The organism is Rhizorhabdus sp. GW822-FHT03C02 (assembly GCF_058801765.1).
Map to the genome: position 1 here is coordinate 126,571 of NZ_JBXANN010000012.1, position 18,745 is coordinate 145,315.

The following is an 18,745-nucleotide window of genomic DNA, read 5'->3' on the forward strand; positions in this document are numbered from 1 at the left end:
GGGACCGGCCAGCCGCCGTTTCGGGCGGATGCCGGCGAAGGTGGCCGAGAGGACCGATAAGACAGAGCATGGCCGAGCATAGTTTCGATATCGTCGTCATCGGTTCGGGCGCCGCCGGGCTGACCGCCGCGCTCAATCTCGCCGATCGTTACCGGGTCGCGGTCCTCGCCAAGGCGGGCATTTCCGAAGGGTCGACCGCCTGGGCGCAGGGCGGCATCGCCGCGGTGCTCGAGGAAGGCGACACGTTCGAGGCGCATGTCGAGGACACGATCGTCGCGGGCGCGGGCCTCAACAACCGCGCGACCGTCGAATATGTCGTCGAGAATGCGCCGCTGGCGATCGAGAAGCTCGCAGCGCTCGGGGTTCCGTTCAGTCCTGGCGAGCAGGAGCGCTGGCACCTGACCCGCGAGGGCGGGCACAGCCATCGGCGGATCGTCCATGTCGACGACGCGACCGGGCGGTCGGTCCAGCTCGCGCTCGAAAAGGCGGCGGTCGCCCATCCCAACATCACTTTGTTTCCCGATCGCGCCGCGATCGACCTCGTCACCAGCCGGCACGGCGAGCGCTATTCGGGCGATGGCCATGTCTGGGGCGTCTATGCGGTCGACCGGGCGTCGGGCGCGGTCGAGCTGTTCACTGGCCGGGCGACGGTGCTCGCGACCGGCGGTGCGAGCCGCGCCTATCTCTTCTCGACCTCGCCGCGTGGCGCGACCGGCGACGGCATCGCGATGGCGTGGCGCGCGGGTTGCCGCGTGTCGAACATGGAGTTCATGCAGTTCCACCCGACCTGCCTCTACAATCTCGAGGTCAAGAATTTCCTGATCACCGAGGCGATGCGCGGCGAGGGCGGCCAGCTCAAGATCCCGACCACCGGGCGCCGCTTCATGCCGCGTTTCGACGCGCGCGCCGAACTCGCGCCGCGCGACATCGTCGCCCGCGCGATCGACCATGAGATCAAGCGGCTCGGGCTCGACTATGTCCATCTCGACATCAGCCATCAGCCCGCCGATTTCATCCTCGGGCATTTCCCGACGATCCACGCGCGGCTGCTCGAACTCGGTATCGACATCACCCGCGAGCCGATCCCGATCGTGCCGGCCGCGCATTATACCTGCGGCGGGGTGCTGGTCGACCTGAAGGGGCGCACCGACCTGCCGGGCCTCTATGCCGCGGGCGAGGTGACCCAGTCGGGGCTGCACGGCGCGAACCGCCTCGCGTCGAACTCGCTGCTCGAATGCCTGGTGTTCGGCGACGCCGCCGCCGAGGACATCAAGCGCCATTTCGACGAGATGCCGCTGCCGCCGCCGATCCGCCCCTGGGATGCCAGCCGGGTGACCCATTCGGACGAGGAGGTCATCGTCCAGCACAACTGGCGTGAGATCCGCCGGTTCATGTGGGATTATGTCGGCATCGTCCGCACCACCAAGCGGCTCGAGCGCGCCGCGCACCGGGTCGCGCTGCTGCGCCAGGAGGTCGCCGAATATTATGGCAATTTCCGGGTGACCCCCGACCTGATCGAGCTGCGCAACCTCGTCGACGTCGCCGACCTGATCGTGCGGTCGGCGCTCCACCGCAAGGAAAGCCGCGGGCTCCATTATACGATGGACTATCCCGACCTGCTCGACGAGGCGAAGGATACGATCCTCGTTCCCTGAGCGACGGCTATCAGCAACCGATCGATGGATGGCGCCTGATGACGCAGGATTATAGCCGCGACAGGGGAGGGGCGGCGCTGGCGGCGCGGTTGCGGCGGGTGTCCGAACGCCTCGATCGCGACGGTACCCGCGCTTATGCCGATCGTGGCATCGCCTTCGAACAGCGCTGGTACGGGGTGTTGCGCCAGATCGTCGAATCGGGCCCGCTGGCGATCGGCGAGATCGCCGTGCGGCTGAAGATCACCCATGTCTCGGTCAGCACCGCCAGCCGTTCGCTCGAAAGATCGGGCTATGTCGAATCGCTGCCCGACAGCCATGACAGCCGGCGACGACTCATCGCCCTGACCGACGAAGGTCGACGGCTGGTCGAGCGACTGACCCCGTTGTGGGACGCGTTCAACGCCGCCGCCGAAGAATTGAATGCCGAGGCCGGCGATGTCGTCCGGCTGCTAGACCGGCTCGACGATGCGCTCGACGCGCAATCGATGCTCGATCGCATCAACGCGCACTTCGATAGCTCCGATTGACAATATGTAGTTGACTACATAATCACTCCCCAGCGGCATCGCAGGGAGGATCGCGTGCGCCTGGCTGATTTTTCGATGGGCATGGCGTCGGCCGGCCTGCTGGCGGCTTCGCTGGCCCTGGCCACGGCGGGCTGGGCGATCGCGCGACCGCCCGTTCGCAGCGGCATCCTGCTCGCCGACATGGATCGCGCGGTCCGTCCGCAGGACGATCTCTTCGACTATGCCAATGGTCATTGGCTGAAGAGCGTCGCCATTCCCGCCGACCGGTCGAGCTATGGCGTCCAGCAACTGATGGTCGAAACCGCGCAGGCGCGGCAGAGGGAGATGGCCGAAGCGGCCGGTTCCTCGCAAGACCCCGACATCCGCAAGGTCGGCGCGCTCTACGCCAGCTTCATGGACCAGGCGCGGATCGACAAGGCCGGGCTCTCGCCGCTCGCCGGCGAACTCGTCCGCATCGATCGGATCGCCACCGCCCGCGATCTTGCCGAGGCGATCGGCCGGCTCGACCGGATCGGGATGACGGTGCCAATCTCGACCTATGTCGCGCCCGATGCCCACGATTCGGGTCATTATGCCCTGTGGCTGTCGCAGAACGACCTCGGCCTGCCCGGTCGCGACTATTATCTGAGCGACGATCCCCGATTCGTCGGCATGCGCGCCAAATATGGCGTGCATGTCGCGACGATGCTGCGGTTGTCGGGCGACACGGCGGCCGACGCCGATGCGGCGGCGATCGTCTCGCTCGAGACCGCGATCGCCCGGCTGCAATGGGCGCCGGTCGATCGCCGCGATCCGAAGAAGACCTACAACCCCAGATCGGCCGCCGGATTGGTCGCGCTGGCCCCGGATTTCGACTGGTCGGCCTATTTCGGCGGAAGCGGGATGGCGGTGCCGGCGCTGGCGATCGCGCGTCAGCCCGATTATCTCGCCGGGGTCGCCCGGCTGGTGGCCGAACGGCCGCTCGCGACCTGGAAGGCCTATCTGCGCTACCTGTTGGTCGCGGGCACCGCGCCCTATCTGCCCAAGGACTTCGCGACCGAGGATTTCGCCTTCAACCAGGGGGTGGTGCGCGGCGCCACCGGGCAGTCCGAACGGTGGAAGCAGGGTTGTGAGCTCGTCGACCGGCTGCTCGGCGAAGCCTCGGGCAAGCTCTACGTCGAACGCTATTTCGCGCCGCGAACCAAGGCGAAGGTCGATGCGCTGGTCGCCAATCTGCTCGCCGCTTATGCGCAGCGCATCGCCACGCTCGACTGGATGGCGCCGGCGACCCGCACCCAGGCATTGGCGAAGCTGTCGGCGATGACCGTCAAGATCGGTTATCCGGCGCGGTGGCGTAGCTATGCCGCGCTCGACATCCGCGCCGACGATCTGGCCGGCAATGTGCTGCGCGGCCAGATGTTCGACTATGACCGACAGCATCGGCGGGTCGGTGCGCCGGTCGATCGCGCCGAATGGCAGATGACGGTTTCGACCCCCGACGCCTATTATTCGCCGCAGACCAACGAGATCGCCTTTCCCGCGGGGATCCTCCAGCAGCCGCTCTACGACGCCGATGCCGACGATGCCTATAATTACGGCTCGACCGGCGCGACGATCGGGCATGAGATGAGCCATGGCTTCGACAATCGCGGCAGCCAGTTCGATGCCGCCGGCAATCTGCGCGACTGGTGGACGCCTGCCGACCATGCCGAATATGACCGGCGGACCGCGAAGCTCGTCCGGCAATTCGACGGCTTCGAGCCGCTGCCGGGGCACTTCGTCAACGGCAAGCTGGTCCTGCCCGAGAATATCGCCGATCTCGCCGGCCTCAGCATCGCCTGGCGTGCCTATCTGCGGACGCTGCACGGGCGAACCCCGCCGGTGATCGGCGGTCTCAGCGGCGCCCAGCGCTTCTTCATCGGCTATGCCCAGAGCTATCTCGGCAAGCGCCGCGACGATGCGCTGCTCGCGCTGATCCAGAACAACCCGCATCCGCCCGAGCGCTACCGGGTCAACGGCATCGTCGTTCATCTGCCGCTCTTCTATCAGGCCTTCGGCGTCGGCAGCGGCGATCGCATGTACCTGCCGCCCGATCGGCGCGCTTCGATCTGGTAGCGAGGGCCTGAGGTCAGGCCGCCGAACGCCCGCCCGGTGCGGCGAGCAGCAATTGCTCGGCCGCCCAGCGCTCGCGGGCGATATGCCTGCGCAGCCGGGTGATGATCGCGAGCGCGGCCGCCTTATATTCGGCCCAGCGGTCGGTGATGCCGACGGCGCTCCATTTGGCGACATAATGGCGGAAATCCTCGCCGATCGCGATGCAGTCCGCCTTCAATCCGATCGCGATGCGTGCTCTGTCGGGGCGGCCGCCGTCGATCACCGGCTGGAACAGCTCGCGGTGCATGAACATCTGATAGGCGGTCAGCACGCGGGTCAGCTCCCAACGGGCATGGCCGAGCTCGATCGCATTCGCCGCCGATCCGCTGCGCAATATCGCCTCGGTGTTCTCGACGATCGCAAGGGCACGGTCCTGAAAGCCGTGGAGCCGTTCGAGCAGTGATCCGCATCCGTTCATGCGACGGGCGTGGGCGATCGGGGTTAGCGACTCCTTACCGGGGTGATGAGGCTTAGACCAAGGTATTGTCGTTCCACGGTTTTGCCGGTTTCGGTGGCAAGCGGCTGGGGCCTCGCCTAGGGTCGCGGCATGAAACCGATCTACGCGCTGCGCGATTTTCTCCACCAGGAAGCTGCCGGCGGGATCGTGCTCATGGCGGGCGCGGCGCTGGCGATGATCGTCGCCAATGGGCCCTGGGCCGAAGGCTATTTTCACGCGCTCCATGCGCAGCTCGGGCCGCTCAGCGTCCACCACTGGATCAACGACGCGCTGATGGCGCTGTTCTTCCTGCTCGTCGGGCTCGAGATCAAGCGCGAGTTCGTGCGCGGGCATCTCGCCCGCTGGTCCGATCGCGCGCTGCCGTTCATCGCCGCGACCGCCGGCATGCTCGTCCCGGCGGCGATCTTCCTGGTGGTAGTGCAGGGGGCGCCACAGCTGGCGCGGGGCTGGGCAATCCCGTCGGCGACCGACATCGCGTTCGCGATCGGGGTGCTCGCGCTGCTCGGCTCCCGCGCGCCGCCGTCGCTCAAACTGTTCCTGACGACGGTCGCGATCGTCGACGATATGGGCGCGGTCGCGATCATCGCACTCGCTTACACCCCCAGCATCAGCGGTCCGGCGCTGCTCGCCGCGGCGGTGATCCTCGCAGCAATGTTCGGGTTGGGGAAAATCGGCGTGCGGTCGCTCTGGCCCTATATGCTGCTCGCGCCATTGCTGTGGCTCGCAGTCTATCTGTCGGGGGTGCACGCGACGATCGCCGGAGTGCTCGCGGCCTTCGCGATCCCGATCGGCGACGACGCGCATTCGCCGCTCGAACGGCTCGAACATGCGCTTCACCCGTGGGTCGCTTTCGCGATCGTGCCGCTGTTCGGTTTCGCCAACGCCGGGGTGAGCCTGGGGGGCATCGGCCTGGCCGAGATCCTGTCGCCGCTGCCGCTCGGCATCGCCGCCGGTCTGTTCGCGGGCAAGCAGATCGGCATCTTCGCGAGCGTGCGGATCGCGGTCGCGCTGCGAATCGCCGATCGGCCGGCGGGCGCCAGCTGGATCCAGGTCTATGGCGTCGCGCTGCTGTGCGGGATCGGTTTCACGATGAGCCTGTTCATCGGCGGGCTGGCCTATGCCGACCCCTTGCTCGTCGACGAGGTCAAGATCGGCGTGCTCGGCGGATCGATCCTGTCCGCGCTCACAGGTTTTGCGCTGCTGCGATTCGCCAGGAACGATTAGGACGGGCTGAGCTTATCCTTCAGTGCCTTGAGCGCGGCGAACGGCCCGGCATCCTCTTCGGACAAAATGCCCGCGGCCTTGAGAACCTCGTCGGCGTCGGGCGCACGCGGAAAAGGATCGAGCGACAGCGCCATCGTCTCTGCCACCGCCTCGCCCAGGTCGATCGCGCCGCCGGTATAATCGACGGTGTCGCAATCCTCTTCCGACAGCTCGATCTCCTCGGCGTCGCTGTCGGCGGCCAGTTCGGGGACGAAGCGCAGCTTGAACGGCTCGTCGATCGCCGCGGGAACCGGCTGCCCGCTGGCGACACAGGCCTGGACGACCTTCGCCGTCAGCTTGCCTTCTGCGAGGATCGCGTCGCCCTGGCGCGACAATGACGCCTCGGCCGACAGCGATTCGATCGCGATCAGCCCGAATCGCCCGGCGAGCGCGGCGCGCTCGGTCTCGTCGGCCTCGATCGCGACGCCGCGCAGGCCTTCGCCGAGCGTGTCGATGCGATAGCTGCGGGAAAATTCGGGGGTCATGCGCCGATCGTCCGGTCGGAGGGAAGCCCGTCGGTCAACAGGCCGGGCAGGTCCACTGCGGCGAGCCGGGCGGCGATGTCGCGCAGCCGGTCGGCGACCAGCGCGGGACGGGCCGTGGCGCTGTCTTCGCCGCGCCACAGATTGCGCAGCAGCGCATCCTCGAGCGCGGGTTCCGAATCGATCGCGTCGCGATAGGCGGTCAGCCGGCCGCCCATCGCGCTCATCATCTTGCCGATATGCTTGCCGACGACGACGTCGCCGATCCCGATCTGGCGCAGCTGCCCGTCCATATCGTCGATGAACACCTCGGTGAGCTTCGCCGAAGGCTCGCGTCCGGCCTCGCCTTCGGCCTCGAACCGGATCAGCACCAGCGCCAGCACGGCCGCGATCATGTCGAACCGCCCGTCGAGCGTGTCGGGGACGCCGCCGGTCGCATACCACCAGGGCTGCCGGGCTTCGGCGACCACCGAGCCATAGAGCGGGATCATCGCCTGCCGCGGATCGGCACCCAGGCCGAACAGCTTCTTCACCAGCTTCACTTTTTTACGTCTTCCCTGTTCAGCGCGCGTCCATCACGCGGGCTGCATCTTGCCACCTGCCGGCCGCTCCGCATATTGAGGCGGATCGCGTCGGGCGCAATGGTCCAGACAAGTGCCGCACTGAGTTCCCAAGGAGATTGCAATGCCCCGACACCTGCCGCGACTGGCCGCGAGCATCGCCGCCATCGCCGTCCTGGGCCTTGCCAGTGGCTGCGCGCGGACTCGCGACCATAAGGGCTATGTCGTCGACAGCCAGCTGATCGGCACCGTCCAGCCCGGGATCGACAACCGCGAATCGGTGTCGCGCACCCTCGGCCGCCCCAGCTTCGCGGGCGAGTTCGACAAGGACAAGACCTGGTATTATGTCGCCCGCGACACCCGCCAGCTCGCCTTCGCCAATCCGCGTGCGGTGGCGCAGACCACCCTGATCGTCCGCTTCGACGACAAGGGCAATGTCGCTTCGGTCGACAAGACCGGCGTCGAGAAGATCGTGCGGATCACGCCTTATGGTGACAAGACCCCGACCCTGGGTCGCGATCGTGGCTTCTTCTCCGAGCTGTTCGGCAATATCGGCCAGGTCGGTTCGGTCAGCCCGACGGGCGGGTCGACGGATAATCCCACCGGCAACTGATCCGCGTGAGGCGGCGGCAGGCTTCAGACAAGCTGGACCGCCGCCCGTCGGTTTTTTTGTTTAGGCCCTCAGACGCCGGGCGGTCGGCATCCGCCTCCCTTGGCTTCCTCGCAATAAGCGCGCGTTCGCGCTTGCGGAGGCTGCGTCTCCGTTAACTCCCCTCGCGCCTCAGCGGTCGCGCGAGCAGGGCGCCGACCACCTGGTCGACCGTGGCGCTGCCCGACAGCAGCGCGTTCACGGCATCGACGATCGGCATGTCGACGCCGGCCGCACGGGCCGCCTCGGCGAGCACCGGCGCGGTCGCAGCTCCCTCGGCGACAGAGCGGCGGTCAGCGAGCAGGTCGGTCGCCGAGCGGCCTTCGCCCAGGCCCTTGCCCAGCGAGAAGTTGCGCGAACTGGTCGACGAACAGGTCAGGACGAGATCGCCCAGCCCGGCGAGTCCGGCCAGCGTCTCGGGCTTGGCGCCGCGGGCGATGCCGAAGCGGGTCATCTCGGCGAAGCCGCGGCTGATCAGCGCGGCGCGCGCGTTCTGGCCAAGGCCCGCGCCCTCGACCACGCCGCAGGCGATCGCCAGCACATTCTTGACCGCGCCGCCGATCTCGGCACCGATCACGTCGTCGGACAGATAGGGACGAAAGCCCGGCCGGGCGAGGCGCGCCGCCAGGGCCTCGCCGAGCGCCCGATCGGCGCAGGCGAGGGTGATCGCAGTCGGCTGACCGCCCGCCACTTCGTGTGCGAAGGTCGGGCCCGACAGCACCGCGATCGGTGCCTCGGGCGCGCAGGCGGCAGCCAGCTCGGAAACGAGCAGACGGCTGCCGGCCTCGATTCCCTTGGCGCACAGGATCAGCGGTCGGCCTTGCGCGGGCAATTCGGCGAGCACGCCGCGCAGGAACTGGGTCGGCACCACGATCAGCAGCGCATCGCAAGCGGCCATGTCGGCGAGCGCGCCGGTTGCGCGGATGCGATCGGACAAGGCGAGACCGGGCAGGAACAGCGGATTGGCATGGGTACGGTTGACCGCCTCGACCACCTCGGTCTCGCGCGCCCACAACAGCACGTCGGATCCGTCCGACGCGGTCACCTGTGCCAATGCAGTGCCCCAGGCGCCGCCGCCCACCACGCCTATCCGTCGATAGCTCATGCCTTCACCCCTGCTCCACGCGCCTTTTCTGCGGTCGGATCGAGCGGCCAGCGCGGGCGCGCGGGCAGATCGCGATCGTCGACCGGGCCGGCGGCGAAGCGCTCCGCCCCGGCCCAGGCGATCATCGCGCCATTGTCGGTGCAGAGCCAGAGTGGAGGCGCCGCGAATGGCAGATTATGCGCCGCGGCCAGAGCGGACAGGCCGGCGCGGACCGCCTGGTTCGCCGCGACGCCGCCCGCGACCACCAGCGCGGTCGCGCCATGGGCGTTGCCAAGCGCGCGGCGGGTGCGGTCGACCAGGCAGTCGACCACCGCCTGCTGGAACGAGGCCGCGAGATCCTCGCTGCGGTAGAGCCCGGCATCGCGCGCGCGCAGCACCGCGCTCTTGAGTCCGGCGAAGGAGAAATGGGGTTCACCGCTGCCGACCAGCGGGCGCGGCAAGGGCACTGCCTTGGGATCGCCGGCCAATGCCGCCTTCTCCACCGCCGGCCCTCCGGGGAAACCGAGGCCCAGCAGCTTGGCGGTCTTGTCGAACGCCTCGCCCGCGGCATCGTCGATCGTCGTCGCCAGCCGGGCATAATCGCCGACCCCGCGCACGAACAGCAGCTGGCAATGCCCACCCGAGGCGAGCAGCAGCAGATAGGGAAAGCGCAGGTTCGGATCGGCGAGCCGCGGCGACAGCGCATGGCCCTCGAGATGGTTGATCGCGATCAGCGGCTTACCGGTGGCGTGGGCGAGCGCCTTGCCGGTCATCAGCCCGACCATGACCCCGCCGATCAGCCCGGGGCCCGCGGTCGCGGCGATCGCGTCGACATCGGCCAGCTTGAGGCCGGCCTCGGCAAGCGCGGCCTCGACCAGCGGCACCGCCATTTCGACATGCGCGCGCGCCGCCAGCTCGGGAACCACCCCGCCGAACGGGCGATGGGTGCTCTCCTGTCCCGCGAGTTGATGCGCCAGGATCCGGCGATCGCTCGTGACCAGCGCCGCCGCGGTTTCGTCGCAGCTCGATTCGATACCAAGGATGATCGCCATGGCCGGGGCGTCTAACCGATCATCGCCGACAAGTCAGCGTTCAAGCAGTGGGTGCCTCGGCGGCGATGCTGCGCAGCGCGCGCTCGAAGGCTTCGGGCGGCTGGCCGCCCGAGATCAGATAGCGGTCGTCGATCACCACCGCCGGCACCGCGGTGATCCCGGCGCCGCGCCAAAATTGCTCGGCCTCGCGAACCTCCGCCGCATAGCGCCCCGACTCGAGTATCGCGCGCGCCGCGGCGCCGTCGAGGCCCGCGGTTTCGGCGGCGGCGACCAGCACCTCGGGATCGGCCGGGCTCAGCTGCTCGCCGAAATAGGCCTCGAACAATGCGTGTTTGAGCGCGGCCTGCCGGCCCTCGATTCCCGCCCAGTGAAGCAGCCGATGCGCATCGAACGTGTTGTAGATGCGGCTGTCGGGGCCGGTGCGCATCGCGAAGCCGACGGCGGCGGCGCGCTCCTGGATCGCCTTGCGGTTGACCGCCGACTGCTCGGGGGTCGATCCATATTTCCACGCCACATGCTCGGTCACATTCTCGCCCTCGGGCGGCATGTCGGGATTCAGTTCGAACGGATGGAAGCGGATCTCGGCGGCGACATCGTCGCCGATCCGCTGCAGCGCCTCTTCGAGGCCCTGCAGCCCGATGATGCACCAGGGGCAGGAAATATCGGAAACGAAGTCGATCTTCATGGGCCGGGTCATGCGCGCGCCTGTCGGTTGATATCGATCGGATATGGGTGCGCTAGCGTGGCTTGTCGAGCAGCGCCTTGAGCCGGGCGAGCTGCTCGCCCATCACCATGTCGACGACCGGTGCGATCTTCGCGGTGCCGGCGGTCAGATAGCCGCCAACGACATAGGTCTGGGTGATCGTCGATCCGCTGCCGTCCGCCGCGTCGATCTTCCAGGTCAGCGCGCCGTCGACCCCTTCGCCCTGCAACGGTCCCAGCGCGCCGCGCAGCCGCAGCATCGCGCCGGGCACGACATTGACGACGCGCATATGCTCGACCGATCCGCCGCTCTTCGGCAGCGTTTCGCAGAAGCAGCCGCCGGCCTTGGCATCGAGGCTGAAGTTGGCGGCATCTTGGGAAAAACTGTGCGCCGGATTCCACCAGCGGCGCGGTTCGATCAGCGCGGCATAGGCCTGGGCGGGGCTGGCGCCGGTCACGACCCTGTTGACGATCATGAAGCCCTGCGGCTCGACCGACTTGACCTCGGCGATGGCGGCCGCCGGCCATCCCAGCGCCGCTGCGAGCAGCATCATCGTCATCTTCGCCATCGCCGATCCCCTCCGCCGATATCGAAAAGGGCCCCGCGCGGTCGGCCAAGTCAAGCGCCGATCCGCACCGCCTTTCGCTCATCGCCGCATGTCTCTATGGAGACCGGCCCCATGACCGTGCCCACCGCCCTTGTCGCGCCGATCGATGCGCCGCCCTCGTCGGGCCAGCTGTCGTGGCGGGCCGAGGCCGCGGCACTGCTGCGGCTCACCGTGCCGATGGTCGTCGGCAATCTAGGCTGGTCGGTGATCAGCGCGACCGATCTGCTGCTGCTCGGCCGGCTCGGCGCATCGGCGGTCGCCTCGGGCGCGCTCGCGATCAATCTCTACACTGCCTTCCTGATCTTCGGCATCGGCCTCACCACGGCTGCATCGCCGCTGATCGCCAGCGAGCGCGGGCGCCGTCGCCATTCGGTGCGCGACATCCGCCGTACCGTGCGCCAGACTTTGTGGGCTGCAACCCTGCTCTGTCTGCCGGCCTGGCTGATCCTGTGGCATGCCGAGGCGATCCTGCTGGCGATGGGGCAGGACCCGCTGCTCGCGAAGGGTGCCGGCGAGCTGACCCATGGGCTGCAATGGGCGCTGCTGCCTTATTGGTGCTATCTGACGCTGCGCAACTATATCGCCGCGCTCGAACGGCCGATCTGGGGCGTGGTGGTGACGCTGCTCGCGATCCCCTTCAACGCGCTGGTCGGCTGGGCGCTGATCTTCGGCCATTTCGGCGCCCCGGCGATGGGGCTCCATGGTGCGGGCGTCGCCAGCGCGATCTCGTCGCTGTTCCTGCTGCTGGGCATGGTCGCGGTGATCTTCGCCGACCGGCGCTTCCGCCGTTACCGGCTGCTCGGGCGCTGGTGGGTGGCCGACTGGCCGCGCTTCCGCGAGGTCTGGCGGATCGGCTTGCCGATCGCGGTCACCGTCGGTCTCGAGGTCACCGTGTTCAATGCCGCGGTGTTCCTGATGGGGCTGATCGACGAGCCTTCGCTCGCCGCCCATGCGGTCGCGATCCAGATCGCCGCGCTCAGCTTCATGGTGCCGATGGGCATCGGCCAGGCGGCGACGGTGCGGGTCGGCATCGCTTATGGCGCGCGCGATCCGGTCGCGGCCGGCCGCGCGGGCTGGCTGGCGCTCGGCCTCGGCCTGGCCTTAGCCTGCTGCGCGGGAATCTTCCTGATCGGCTGGCCGCGCATCCTCGTCGGGGTGTTTCTCGACCTTGGCGATCCGGCCAATGCGGTGGTGCTGCACCATGCGATCGACTTCCTCGCGATCGCCGCGCTGTTCCAGATCGTCGATGGCGCGCAGGTGATCGGCGCGGGCGTGCTGCGCGGGCTGCAGGATACGCGGGTGCCGATGCTGTTCGCGGCGGTCGGCTATTGGGTGATCGGCATCGGTGCGGGCACCTGGCTCGCCTTCCCGATGGGCATGCGCGGGGTCGGTATCTGGCTCGGCCTGGCGATCGGTCTCGCCGTCGTCGCCTGCCTGATGGTGACGCGCTGGGCGCGCCGCGGCCGGCTGGGGCTGGTCCCGCAGGCCGACGCCGCCTAAGGATCCGAACCGATGACGACTGTCCCGCCTCCCCTCGACAGGCCGCTGCGCCTCGGCACCCGCGGCTCCCCGCTCGCGCTCACCCAGGCGCATATGGTGATCGCCGCGCTGTGCGCCGCGCATGGCTGGGATGAAGACGCGATCCGGATCGTCGAGATCCGCACCAGCGGCGACCGTATCCAGGATCGTGCGCTCGCCGAGGTCGGCGGCAAGGCGCTGTGGACCAAGGAACTCGATCGCGCGCTGGCCGAAGGCGAGATCGATTTCGCGGTCCATTCGATGAAGGATGTCGAGACGATCCGGCCTGCCGAGATCATGATCGCGGCGATGCTGCCGCGTGCCGATGTCCGCGACCGGCTGATCGGTGCCGAGAGCCTCGCCGCGCTGCCGGCCAATCCGCGGATCGGCACCTCGTCGCCGCGCCGCGCGGCCCAGCTGCGCCGCGAGCGCCCCGATGCCCGGATCGTGCTGTTCCGCGGCAATGTCGATACGCGCCTCGCCAAGCTGCAGGCGGGCGAGGCCGAGGCGACCCTGCTCGCCGCCGCCGGGCTCGATCGGCTCGGCCGCGAGGTCGGCCATGCCATCCCGACCGAGGTCATGCTGCCGGCACCCGCGCAGGGCGCGGTCGGCATCGAGACGCTCGCGGTGCGCGACGATCTGCGCGCGATCCTCGCCGCGATCGACCATGCCCCCACCCACGCCTGTGTCGCCGATCGCCGCGCTTGCCGTCGAAGCCGGCGAAGCCATCCACCTGCGGGCCGAGATCATCGCCGAGGACGGTGGCGAATGCCGCAGCGGCGATGCGATGCTGCGCCCCGGTTCGATCGACGAAGATGCGGCGGCGCTGGCCGGCGAGCTGCTCGGTGCAGCGTCGCCCGGGCTGCGCGCGCTGTTCTCCGGCGCATGAGGATATAGGCCGATGGGTGTTCCGCTGCTGATCCTGCGCCCCGAGCCGGGCGCGACGATGACGTCGAAGAGCGCATGGAACCAGGGCGGCTGGCGTCCGTTGCTCGCGCCGATCTTCCGGATCGAGCGGGTCGCCTGGGAAGCACCCGATCCCGCCGGCTATGACGCGCTGATCGTGACCAGCGCCAATGCGGTGCGCGAAGCCGGTACGGCGTTGCGACTCTACACGGGCCTGCCGGCCTTCGCGGTGGGGGCGGCGACCGCGCGGGCGCTCAAGGCGGCCGACTTTCCCGACATCCGGACCGGCCGCGGCGACGCCGCGGCGCTGCTCGATATCCTCGTCGAGGAAGGGATGACGCGCGCGCTCCATCTCGCGGGCGAGGATCATCGCGACGCCACGCACCCCGCGCTGCAGCTCGATCGCCGCATCGTCTATCGCAGCGCTGCGGTCGACAAGCTCACCGATGGCGCGCTGCGCGCGCTGGCGGGCGGCGAGGCGGTGGTGCTGCTCCATTCGGGTCGCGCCGCCGAGCAGTTCGCGATGCTCAGCGATCGCGCCGGTATCGCGCGGCCGACCGTCGCGCTGGCTGCGCTGTCGCCGGCGATATTGGCGAGCGCGGGCGAAGGCTGGCGTGCGACGATCGCCGCCGACAAACCTGATGATCTGCGCCTGCTGGCGGCGGCCGCGCGCTTGTGTCACTAAGGGCGCTCAACCGAAGGAGAAACAGGCTTGCCGCTGCCCGAGCTTGATCAATATCCGCGCCGGCGGTCGATCTGGCCGATGCTGCTCCTGTTTCTCGTCGCGCTGCTGCTCGGCATGGGCGTGATGGCCTGGCTGTTCGCCCGCTACGATGTCGTCGCCGACTATATCGCGCCCAAGCCGCCGACGATCGTCGCGCCGAAGCCGGCCAGCCCGCCGCCGGTGATCCACATCGCCGCGCCGCCGCCTTCGGAGGTGGTCGGCGCGGTGGTCGACCAGCGGATCGATTCGCTCGAGGAGAAGGTCGACCGGATCGACGAGCGCGCCCAGGCAGCAACCGGCGAGGCATCGCGCGCCGAAGGGCTGCTGGTGGCGTTCGCCGCGCGCCGCTCGATCGATCGCGGGGTGCCGCTCGGCTATCTCGAGGGGATTTTGCGCGACCGGTTCGGCGGGGTCGAACCGCAGGCGGTGGCGATGGTGATCAGCGGATCGCGGACCCCGGTCACGATCGACCAGCTGCGCGACCAGCTCGATGCGCTCCGCCCGAAACTGACCGGGGCCTCGGCCGACGAGGGCTGGTGGGACGGTTTCCGGCGCGAGCTCGGCGGCCTGATCGTGATCCGCAAGGCCGACGTCCCGAGCGCCGCGCCGGTCGATCGACTGGCCCGCGCCCGCGACAATCTCGCTGCCGGCCAGGTCGACGCGGCCCTGGCCGAGGTGGCCCGGCTGCCCGCACGCACCGCTGCGCAAGGCTGGATCGTCGCGGCCCGCCGTTACGTCCAGACGCGCGCCGCGCTCGACCGGATCGAGACCGCGGCGCTGCTGCGGCCGGCGACCCCGGTCGTTCTGGCCGCGGAGCCTGTAACGGCCGAATAGCCGCCGCGCCGCGAGTCTGTTCCGGCCTTAGAAGCGGTAGCCGGCGGACATCTGCACCACCGGATAATAACGAAACCGATCGATGTCGTGCTGCATCTGCGCCTGTTCGGCCGCAAGATCGGCGGCGGTCACCCACATGCTGGTCGACGTCAGTGGGCCGATCCTGGGCTTGCCCTGGACCATCACCCCGACATCGGCGCCCAGCGAGAATCCCCGGGCGACGGTGCCCGCATAGCCGATCGTCGCCAGCGGCGCATATTTGCGGGTGGTGATGTCGCCGCTCAGCGTGCCGATCATCCACGGCGCATAGGTCATGTTGCCGATCCGGATCGGCTCCATCGGCGTCGCGTGCAGCCCCAACCGATGATCGGTCGACCGGATTCCGGCCGAGATCCGCCAGCCATTGCCGAACGGATAAAGATCGGCCGCGAGCCCGTAATTTTCGAGCTTGAGCCGCCCGCGATAGTCGATCCCGTCGATCTGGGCGTGCGGCTTGACCTTGCCGAAGCCGGCCCCCGCGCGCAGCGAGAACCAGCGCGAAGGCCGATAGGTCACCTCGGGGCCGATGCCGAGCGAGCCGACGCTCAGCGCCAGCCGCATTTGGCTGGTTTTGGGGCTGGTCTCGTGGACCGAAGCAGCCTGCGCCATGGTGGCGGACAGGAAACAGGCAAAAGCAACGCACACACGACCGGACATCATGTTCATCACCAGTTATACGGATTGGAATTTCCGTAAAAATGGCAGTTTTCCTTGAAAATATAGTTAACGGTCAGACTATATTAACAATATTACGCAGTCGCAACGAACCCGCTTGCCTATGTTGGTCGATGGTGCGTGCGACGATCAGAAGTCGACCGCGATGCCTTTATTTTCCCAGTCGCCATAACGCGTCGGGTCGGGGCCGTTGCGGCCGCCCGATTCAGGGGCGGGGGCGATGGCCTGCGGTTCAGGAACCGGCGGGTTGGGCGACAGGTGCGCGGGCGCTTTGATGTGGGGCGGACGTTCGCCGGGCATGGTTGGAGCCTTTCGGGGCAATTGAAGATCAATGGCGTCTCCCCCACATTGGCGGGACGAGGAGCAAAGGCAAGATGAACGCGTTGAGGACGACCATGATGCTGGCGGCATTGACCGCCTTGTTCATGGCGCTCGGATTCACCCTGGGCGGCAGCGGCGGCGCGATCGTCGCCTTGCTGGTCGCGGCGGGCATGAACCTCTTCACCTTCTGGAACGCCGACACCATCGTACTCAAGATGCACGGCGCGCGCGAGGTCGATGCCCGGTCGTGCCCCGAATTCGTCGGCCTGGTCCAGGGGCTGGCGCGGCGCGCCAACCTGCCGGCGCCGCGCACCTATATCATCGACAGCCCGCATCCGAACGCCTTCGCGACCGGCCGCGATCCGCAGCATGCCGCGGTTGCCGCGACCACCGGCCTGCTCGGTCTGCTCGATCGCGACGAGATCGAGGGGGTGATGGCGCACGAGCTCGCGCATATCCGCCACCGCGACACGCTGATCATGACGATGACCGCGACGATCGCCGGCGCGATCTCGATGCTCGCCAATTTCGGCATGTTCTTCGGCGGCGGGCGCGATCGCGACGGCGGCCAGGTGCTGGCATCGATCCTCGCGGTGTTCGTGGCGCCGTTCGCGGCGATGATCGTCCAGATGGCGATCAGCCGGCACCGCGAATATGGTGCCGACGCCGGCGCGGCCGAGATTTCGGGCAAGCCGCGCGCGCTCGCCTCGGCGCTGGCCAAGCTCGCGCACGGCGCGGCGAACATCCCCAACCCGGTGGTCGATCGCAACCCGGCCGCGGCGGCGCTCTATATCGTGCCGGGGCGCAGCGGTGGCCGCGACAGCCTGTTTTCCACCCACCCCGCGACCGAGAACCGGATCGCCCAGCTCGAGGCGATCGCCAACGAGATGGGGATATCGTCGCCCCATTTCGTGGCCTCCGACTTTGTAACGGTGCCGGGGGCGCGGTCGTCGGTGCCGATCATTCGTCGGCGGGCGAGTGCGCTCGATCCCACCCGTCGGCGCTAGATGTCATTGTCGGCCATTGCCGATCTCGTCGGCAATCTTCTGGTTGATGGCGGCCTCGAAGCCATAGGCCGAACATGTGTCGGGACCGGCCGGCGAGTCATTCGGCTGCTGCCTTTTGGGCGGTCTTCGGGCGTTCGCCTGTCTGCACAGGCAGAGACCGAATCGATGCCTCACGTGGTTGGAGCCTTTTTTCTGGGCTTATTCTGCTGGCTTGCTCTACTGGGCGCGATCATCGCCCTGTTCCGGATATTATGAAAAACCATATCGCCGACCCTGCCGGCACCCCGACGCGGCGCGCCGCGCTGAAATTGCTCGACGCAGTACTGCGCCGTGGTCTGCCGCTGGAGGCTGCGATCGACGGGGCGTGCGGCGAACTCGACCGCGCCGACGACCGGGCCTTCGCCCATGCGATCGCTGCCGAGGTGCTGCGGCGCATGCCCGATCTCGACGCGCTGATCGATGGCGCGACCGAGCGGCCGATCCCGCCCGACGCCAAGGCGCGGATGGTGCTGCGGATCGCGCTGGTCCAGGCGCTGGCGATGAAGACCCCGCAGCATGCCGCGATCTCGACCGCGCTGCCGCTGCTCGACGGCGGACCGCGCAAGCTGGCGCACGGCGTGTTCGGCACGATCATGAAGGCCGGCGCGGTGCTGGTCGATCCGCCGCATATCGCCGTCGAGGTCGCCGAGCGCTGGACCGCGACCTGGGGCGCCGCCGCGGTCGAGGCTGCGCGGGTCTCGATCGCCGCCCCGCCGCCGGTCGACCTCTCTCTCAAGCCCGGGCTCGATGCCGCCGAATGGGCGGCCCGGCTCGACGGCGAAAGCCTCGCGCCGGGGCATGTCCGCATCGCCGCCGGCCGGCGCGTCGTCGATCTCGACGGCTATGACGAGGGCGTCTGGTGGGTGCAGGACATCGCCGCCTCGATCCCGGCCCGGCTGGCCGGCGTCGGGGCCGGGCGTGCGCTCGATCTGTGCGCCGCACCCGGCGGCAAGACGATGCAACTCGCCGCGGCGGGCTGGGAGGTGACCGCACTCGACCTGTCCGAGCAGCGGCTGGCGCGGCTGTCCGACAATCTCGACCGCACCGGTCTCGCGGCGGCGGTCGTCGAGGGCGATGCGGGAAGCTTTGCCGATGGCGCGCCCTATGACGTGGTGCTGCTCGACGCCCCCTGTTCGGCGACCGGCATCTTCCGCCGCCACCCCGACGTGCTCCACCGCGCGAGCCCGCGGGTGATCGCCGGGCTCGCCGAACAGCAGGCGGCGCTGATCGATCATGCCGCCGGTCTCGTCGCGGCCGATGGCGTGCTGATCTACGCGGTCTGCTCGCTCGAGGCCGAAGAGGGCGAGCAGGTTACAAAAGATTTCATCGCTCGCCAGGCGGGCGCGTGGGCGCTCGATCCGGTGCGGGCCGACGAACTTCCTCAAGGCCTTAGCACCGACCGGGTCGGCCGGGTCCGGGTGAAACCCGGCGCGCTGGCCGAACGGGGTGGCGCGGATGGCTTCTTCGTCGCCCGTTTCCGGCGGGGTTGATCTTGCCGATGGGATGAGGC

At 68.6% G+C, this 18,745-nt stretch carries 19 protein-coding genes and 1 pseudogene; 11 read left to right on the forward strand and 9 right to left on the reverse strand.

The window, feature by feature from the left end; genetic code table 11:
- Positions 1-68 precede the first annotated feature (68 nt).
- Genes nadB through AC1RM6_RS24265 form a run of 3 tightly spaced genes read left to right on the forward strand, consistent with a single transcriptional unit; the run spans position 69 to position 4,276 of the window.
- A complete protein-coding gene (nadB, locus tag AC1RM6_RS24255; RefSeq protein WP_493106019.1) occupies positions 69-1,655 on the forward strand; it encodes an L-aspartate oxidase in 1,587 nt (528 codons plus the stop codon).
- A gap of 38 nt (positions 1,656-1,693) precedes the next feature.
- On the forward strand, positions 1,694-2,182 hold the full coding sequence (locus AC1RM6_RS24260) for a MarR family winged helix-turn-helix transcriptional regulator (protein WP_493106021.1): 489 nt from the start codon (positions 1,694-1,696) through the stop codon (positions 2,180-2,182).
- A gap of 54 nt (positions 2,183-2,236) precedes the next feature.
- Positions 2,237-4,276, forward strand: coding sequence for a M13 family metallopeptidase (locus AC1RM6_RS24265; RefSeq protein WP_493106023.1), 2,040 nt, complete (start codon positions 2,237-2,239; stop codon positions 4,274-4,276).
- Between the two features lie 13 nt (positions 4,277-4,289).
- On the opposite strand, the gene AC1RM6_RS24270 is transcribed toward AC1RM6_RS24265, so the two are convergent.
- A complete protein-coding gene (locus AC1RM6_RS24270) occupies positions 4,290-4,733 on the reverse strand; it encodes a hypothetical protein (RefSeq protein WP_493106025.1) in 444 nt (147 codons plus the stop codon).
- A gap of 129 nt (positions 4,734-4,862) precedes the next feature.
- Here AC1RM6_RS24270 and nhaA point away from each other — a divergent pair, with 129 nt between their 5' ends.
- Positions 4,863-5,996, forward strand: a complete 1,134-nt coding sequence (nhaA, locus tag AC1RM6_RS24275) for a Na+/H+ antiporter NhaA (RefSeq protein WP_493106027.1) — start codon at positions 4,863-4,865, stop codon at positions 5,994-5,996.
- Here the strand turns inward: nhaA and AC1RM6_RS24280 are convergent.
- Together AC1RM6_RS24280 and AC1RM6_RS24285 are read right to left on the reverse strand one after the other, a co-directional pair.
- Positions 5,993-6,520: a YceD family protein gene (locus AC1RM6_RS24280; protein ID WP_493106029.1), complete on the reverse strand. Its 528-nt coding sequence runs from the start codon at positions 6,518-6,520 to the stop codon at positions 5,993-5,995. The two genes, nhaA and AC1RM6_RS24280, sit on opposite strands and share 4 nt — an antisense overlap.
- On the reverse strand, positions 6,517-7,059 hold the full coding sequence (locus AC1RM6_RS24285) for a ubiquinol-cytochrome C chaperone family protein (RefSeq protein WP_493106031.1): 543 nt from the start codon (positions 7,057-7,059) through the stop codon (positions 6,517-6,519). Before AC1RM6_RS24285 ends, AC1RM6_RS24280 begins: the two co-directional genes overlap by 4 nt.
- Positions 7,060-7,201: 142 nt before the next feature.
- Between AC1RM6_RS24285 and AC1RM6_RS24290 the strand changes: the two genes are divergently transcribed.
- Positions 7,202-7,690 carry an outer membrane protein assembly factor BamE gene (locus tag AC1RM6_RS24290; RefSeq protein ID WP_493106033.1) on the forward strand — a complete coding sequence of 163 codons (489 nt, stop codon included), beginning with the start codon at positions 7,202-7,204 and terminating at the stop codon, positions 7,688-7,690.
- 151 nt (positions 7,691-7,841) lie between these two features.
- Here AC1RM6_RS24290 and AC1RM6_RS24295 read toward each other — a convergent pair whose 3' ends face one another.
- The 4 genes from AC1RM6_RS24295 to AC1RM6_RS24310 are packed head-to-tail and all read right to left on the reverse strand — an operon-like array spanning position 7,842 to position 11,133.
- Positions 7,842-8,831, reverse strand: a complete 990-nt coding sequence (locus tag AC1RM6_RS24295; protein ID WP_493106035.1) for an NAD(P)H-dependent glycerol-3-phosphate dehydrogenase — start codon at positions 8,829-8,831, stop codon at positions 7,842-7,844.
- Positions 8,828-9,862 carry a tRNA (adenosine(37)-N6)-threonylcarbamoyltransferase complex transferase subunit TsaD gene (tsaD, locus tag AC1RM6_RS24300; protein WP_493106037.1) on the reverse strand — a complete coding sequence of 345 codons (1,035 nt, stop codon included), beginning with the start codon at positions 9,860-9,862 and terminating at the stop codon, positions 8,828-8,830. Before tsaD ends, AC1RM6_RS24295 begins: the two co-directional genes overlap by 4 nt.
- Positions 9,863-9,902: 40 nt before the next feature.
- A complete protein-coding gene (locus AC1RM6_RS24305; RefSeq protein WP_493106039.1) occupies positions 9,903-10,559 on the reverse strand; it encodes a DsbA family oxidoreductase in 657 nt (218 codons plus the stop codon).
- Positions 10,560-10,599: 40 nt separating this feature from the next.
- The gene (locus AC1RM6_RS24310) at positions 10,600-11,133 is read right to left on the reverse strand and encodes an SRPBCC family protein (RefSeq protein WP_493106042.1); all 534 of its coding nucleotides are present in this window, start codon (positions 11,131-11,133) and stop codon (positions 10,600-10,602) included.
- Between the two features lie 216 nt (positions 11,134-11,349).
- Between AC1RM6_RS24310 and AC1RM6_RS24315 the strand changes: the two genes are divergently transcribed.
- The 4 genes and pseudogenes from AC1RM6_RS24315 to AC1RM6_RS24330 all read left to right on the forward strand — a co-directional run bounded on the left by AC1RM6_RS24315 (position 11,350) and on the right by AC1RM6_RS24330 (position 15,154).
- Complete coding sequence (locus tag AC1RM6_RS24315; protein WP_493106179.1) at positions 11,350-12,672, forward strand: MATE family efflux transporter; 1,323 nt, start codon at positions 11,350-11,352, stop codon at positions 12,670-12,672.
- A 12-nt stretch (positions 12,673-12,684) separates the two neighbouring features.
- A pseudogene (gene hemC / locus AC1RM6_RS24320) lies at positions 12,685-13,579 on the forward strand (hydroxymethylbilane synthase).
- Positions 13,580-13,591: 12 nt separating this feature from the next.
- Complete coding sequence (locus tag AC1RM6_RS24325; protein ID WP_493106044.1) at positions 13,592-14,281, forward strand: uroporphyrinogen-III synthase; 690 nt, start codon at positions 13,592-13,594, stop codon at positions 14,279-14,281.
- 27 nt (positions 14,282-14,308) lie between these two features.
- A complete protein-coding gene (locus tag AC1RM6_RS24330; protein ID WP_493106046.1) occupies positions 14,309-15,154 on the forward strand; it encodes a COG4223 family protein in 846 nt (281 codons plus the stop codon).
- Positions 15,155-15,181: 27 nt separating this feature from the next.
- On the opposite strand, the gene AC1RM6_RS24335 is transcribed toward AC1RM6_RS24330, so the two are convergent.
- A complete protein-coding gene (locus AC1RM6_RS24335; RefSeq protein ID WP_493106048.1) occupies positions 15,182-15,754 on the reverse strand; it encodes a hypothetical protein in 573 nt (190 codons plus the stop codon).
- Positions 15,755-15,997: 243 nt separating this feature from the next.
- Positions 15,998-16,168, reverse strand: coding sequence for a DUF1674 domain-containing protein (locus tag AC1RM6_RS24340; protein WP_493106050.1), 171 nt, complete (start codon positions 16,166-16,168; stop codon positions 15,998-16,000).
- Positions 16,169-16,242: 74 nt separating this feature from the next.
- Between AC1RM6_RS24340 and htpX the strand changes: the two genes are divergently transcribed.
- Together htpX and AC1RM6_RS24350 are read left to right on the forward strand one after the other, a co-directional pair.
- A complete protein-coding gene (gene htpX, locus AC1RM6_RS24345) occupies positions 16,243-17,196 on the forward strand; it encodes a zinc metalloprotease HtpX (protein ID WP_493106052.1) in 954 nt (317 codons plus the stop codon).
- Between the two features lie 251 nt (positions 17,197-17,447).
- Positions 17,448-18,725 (forward strand): RsmB/NOP family class I SAM-dependent RNA methyltransferase, encoded by a 1,278-nt coding sequence (locus AC1RM6_RS24350; protein WP_493106054.1) that lies wholly within the window; start codon positions 17,448-17,450, stop codon positions 18,723-18,725.
- Positions 18,726-18,745: the final 20 nt, after the last annotated feature.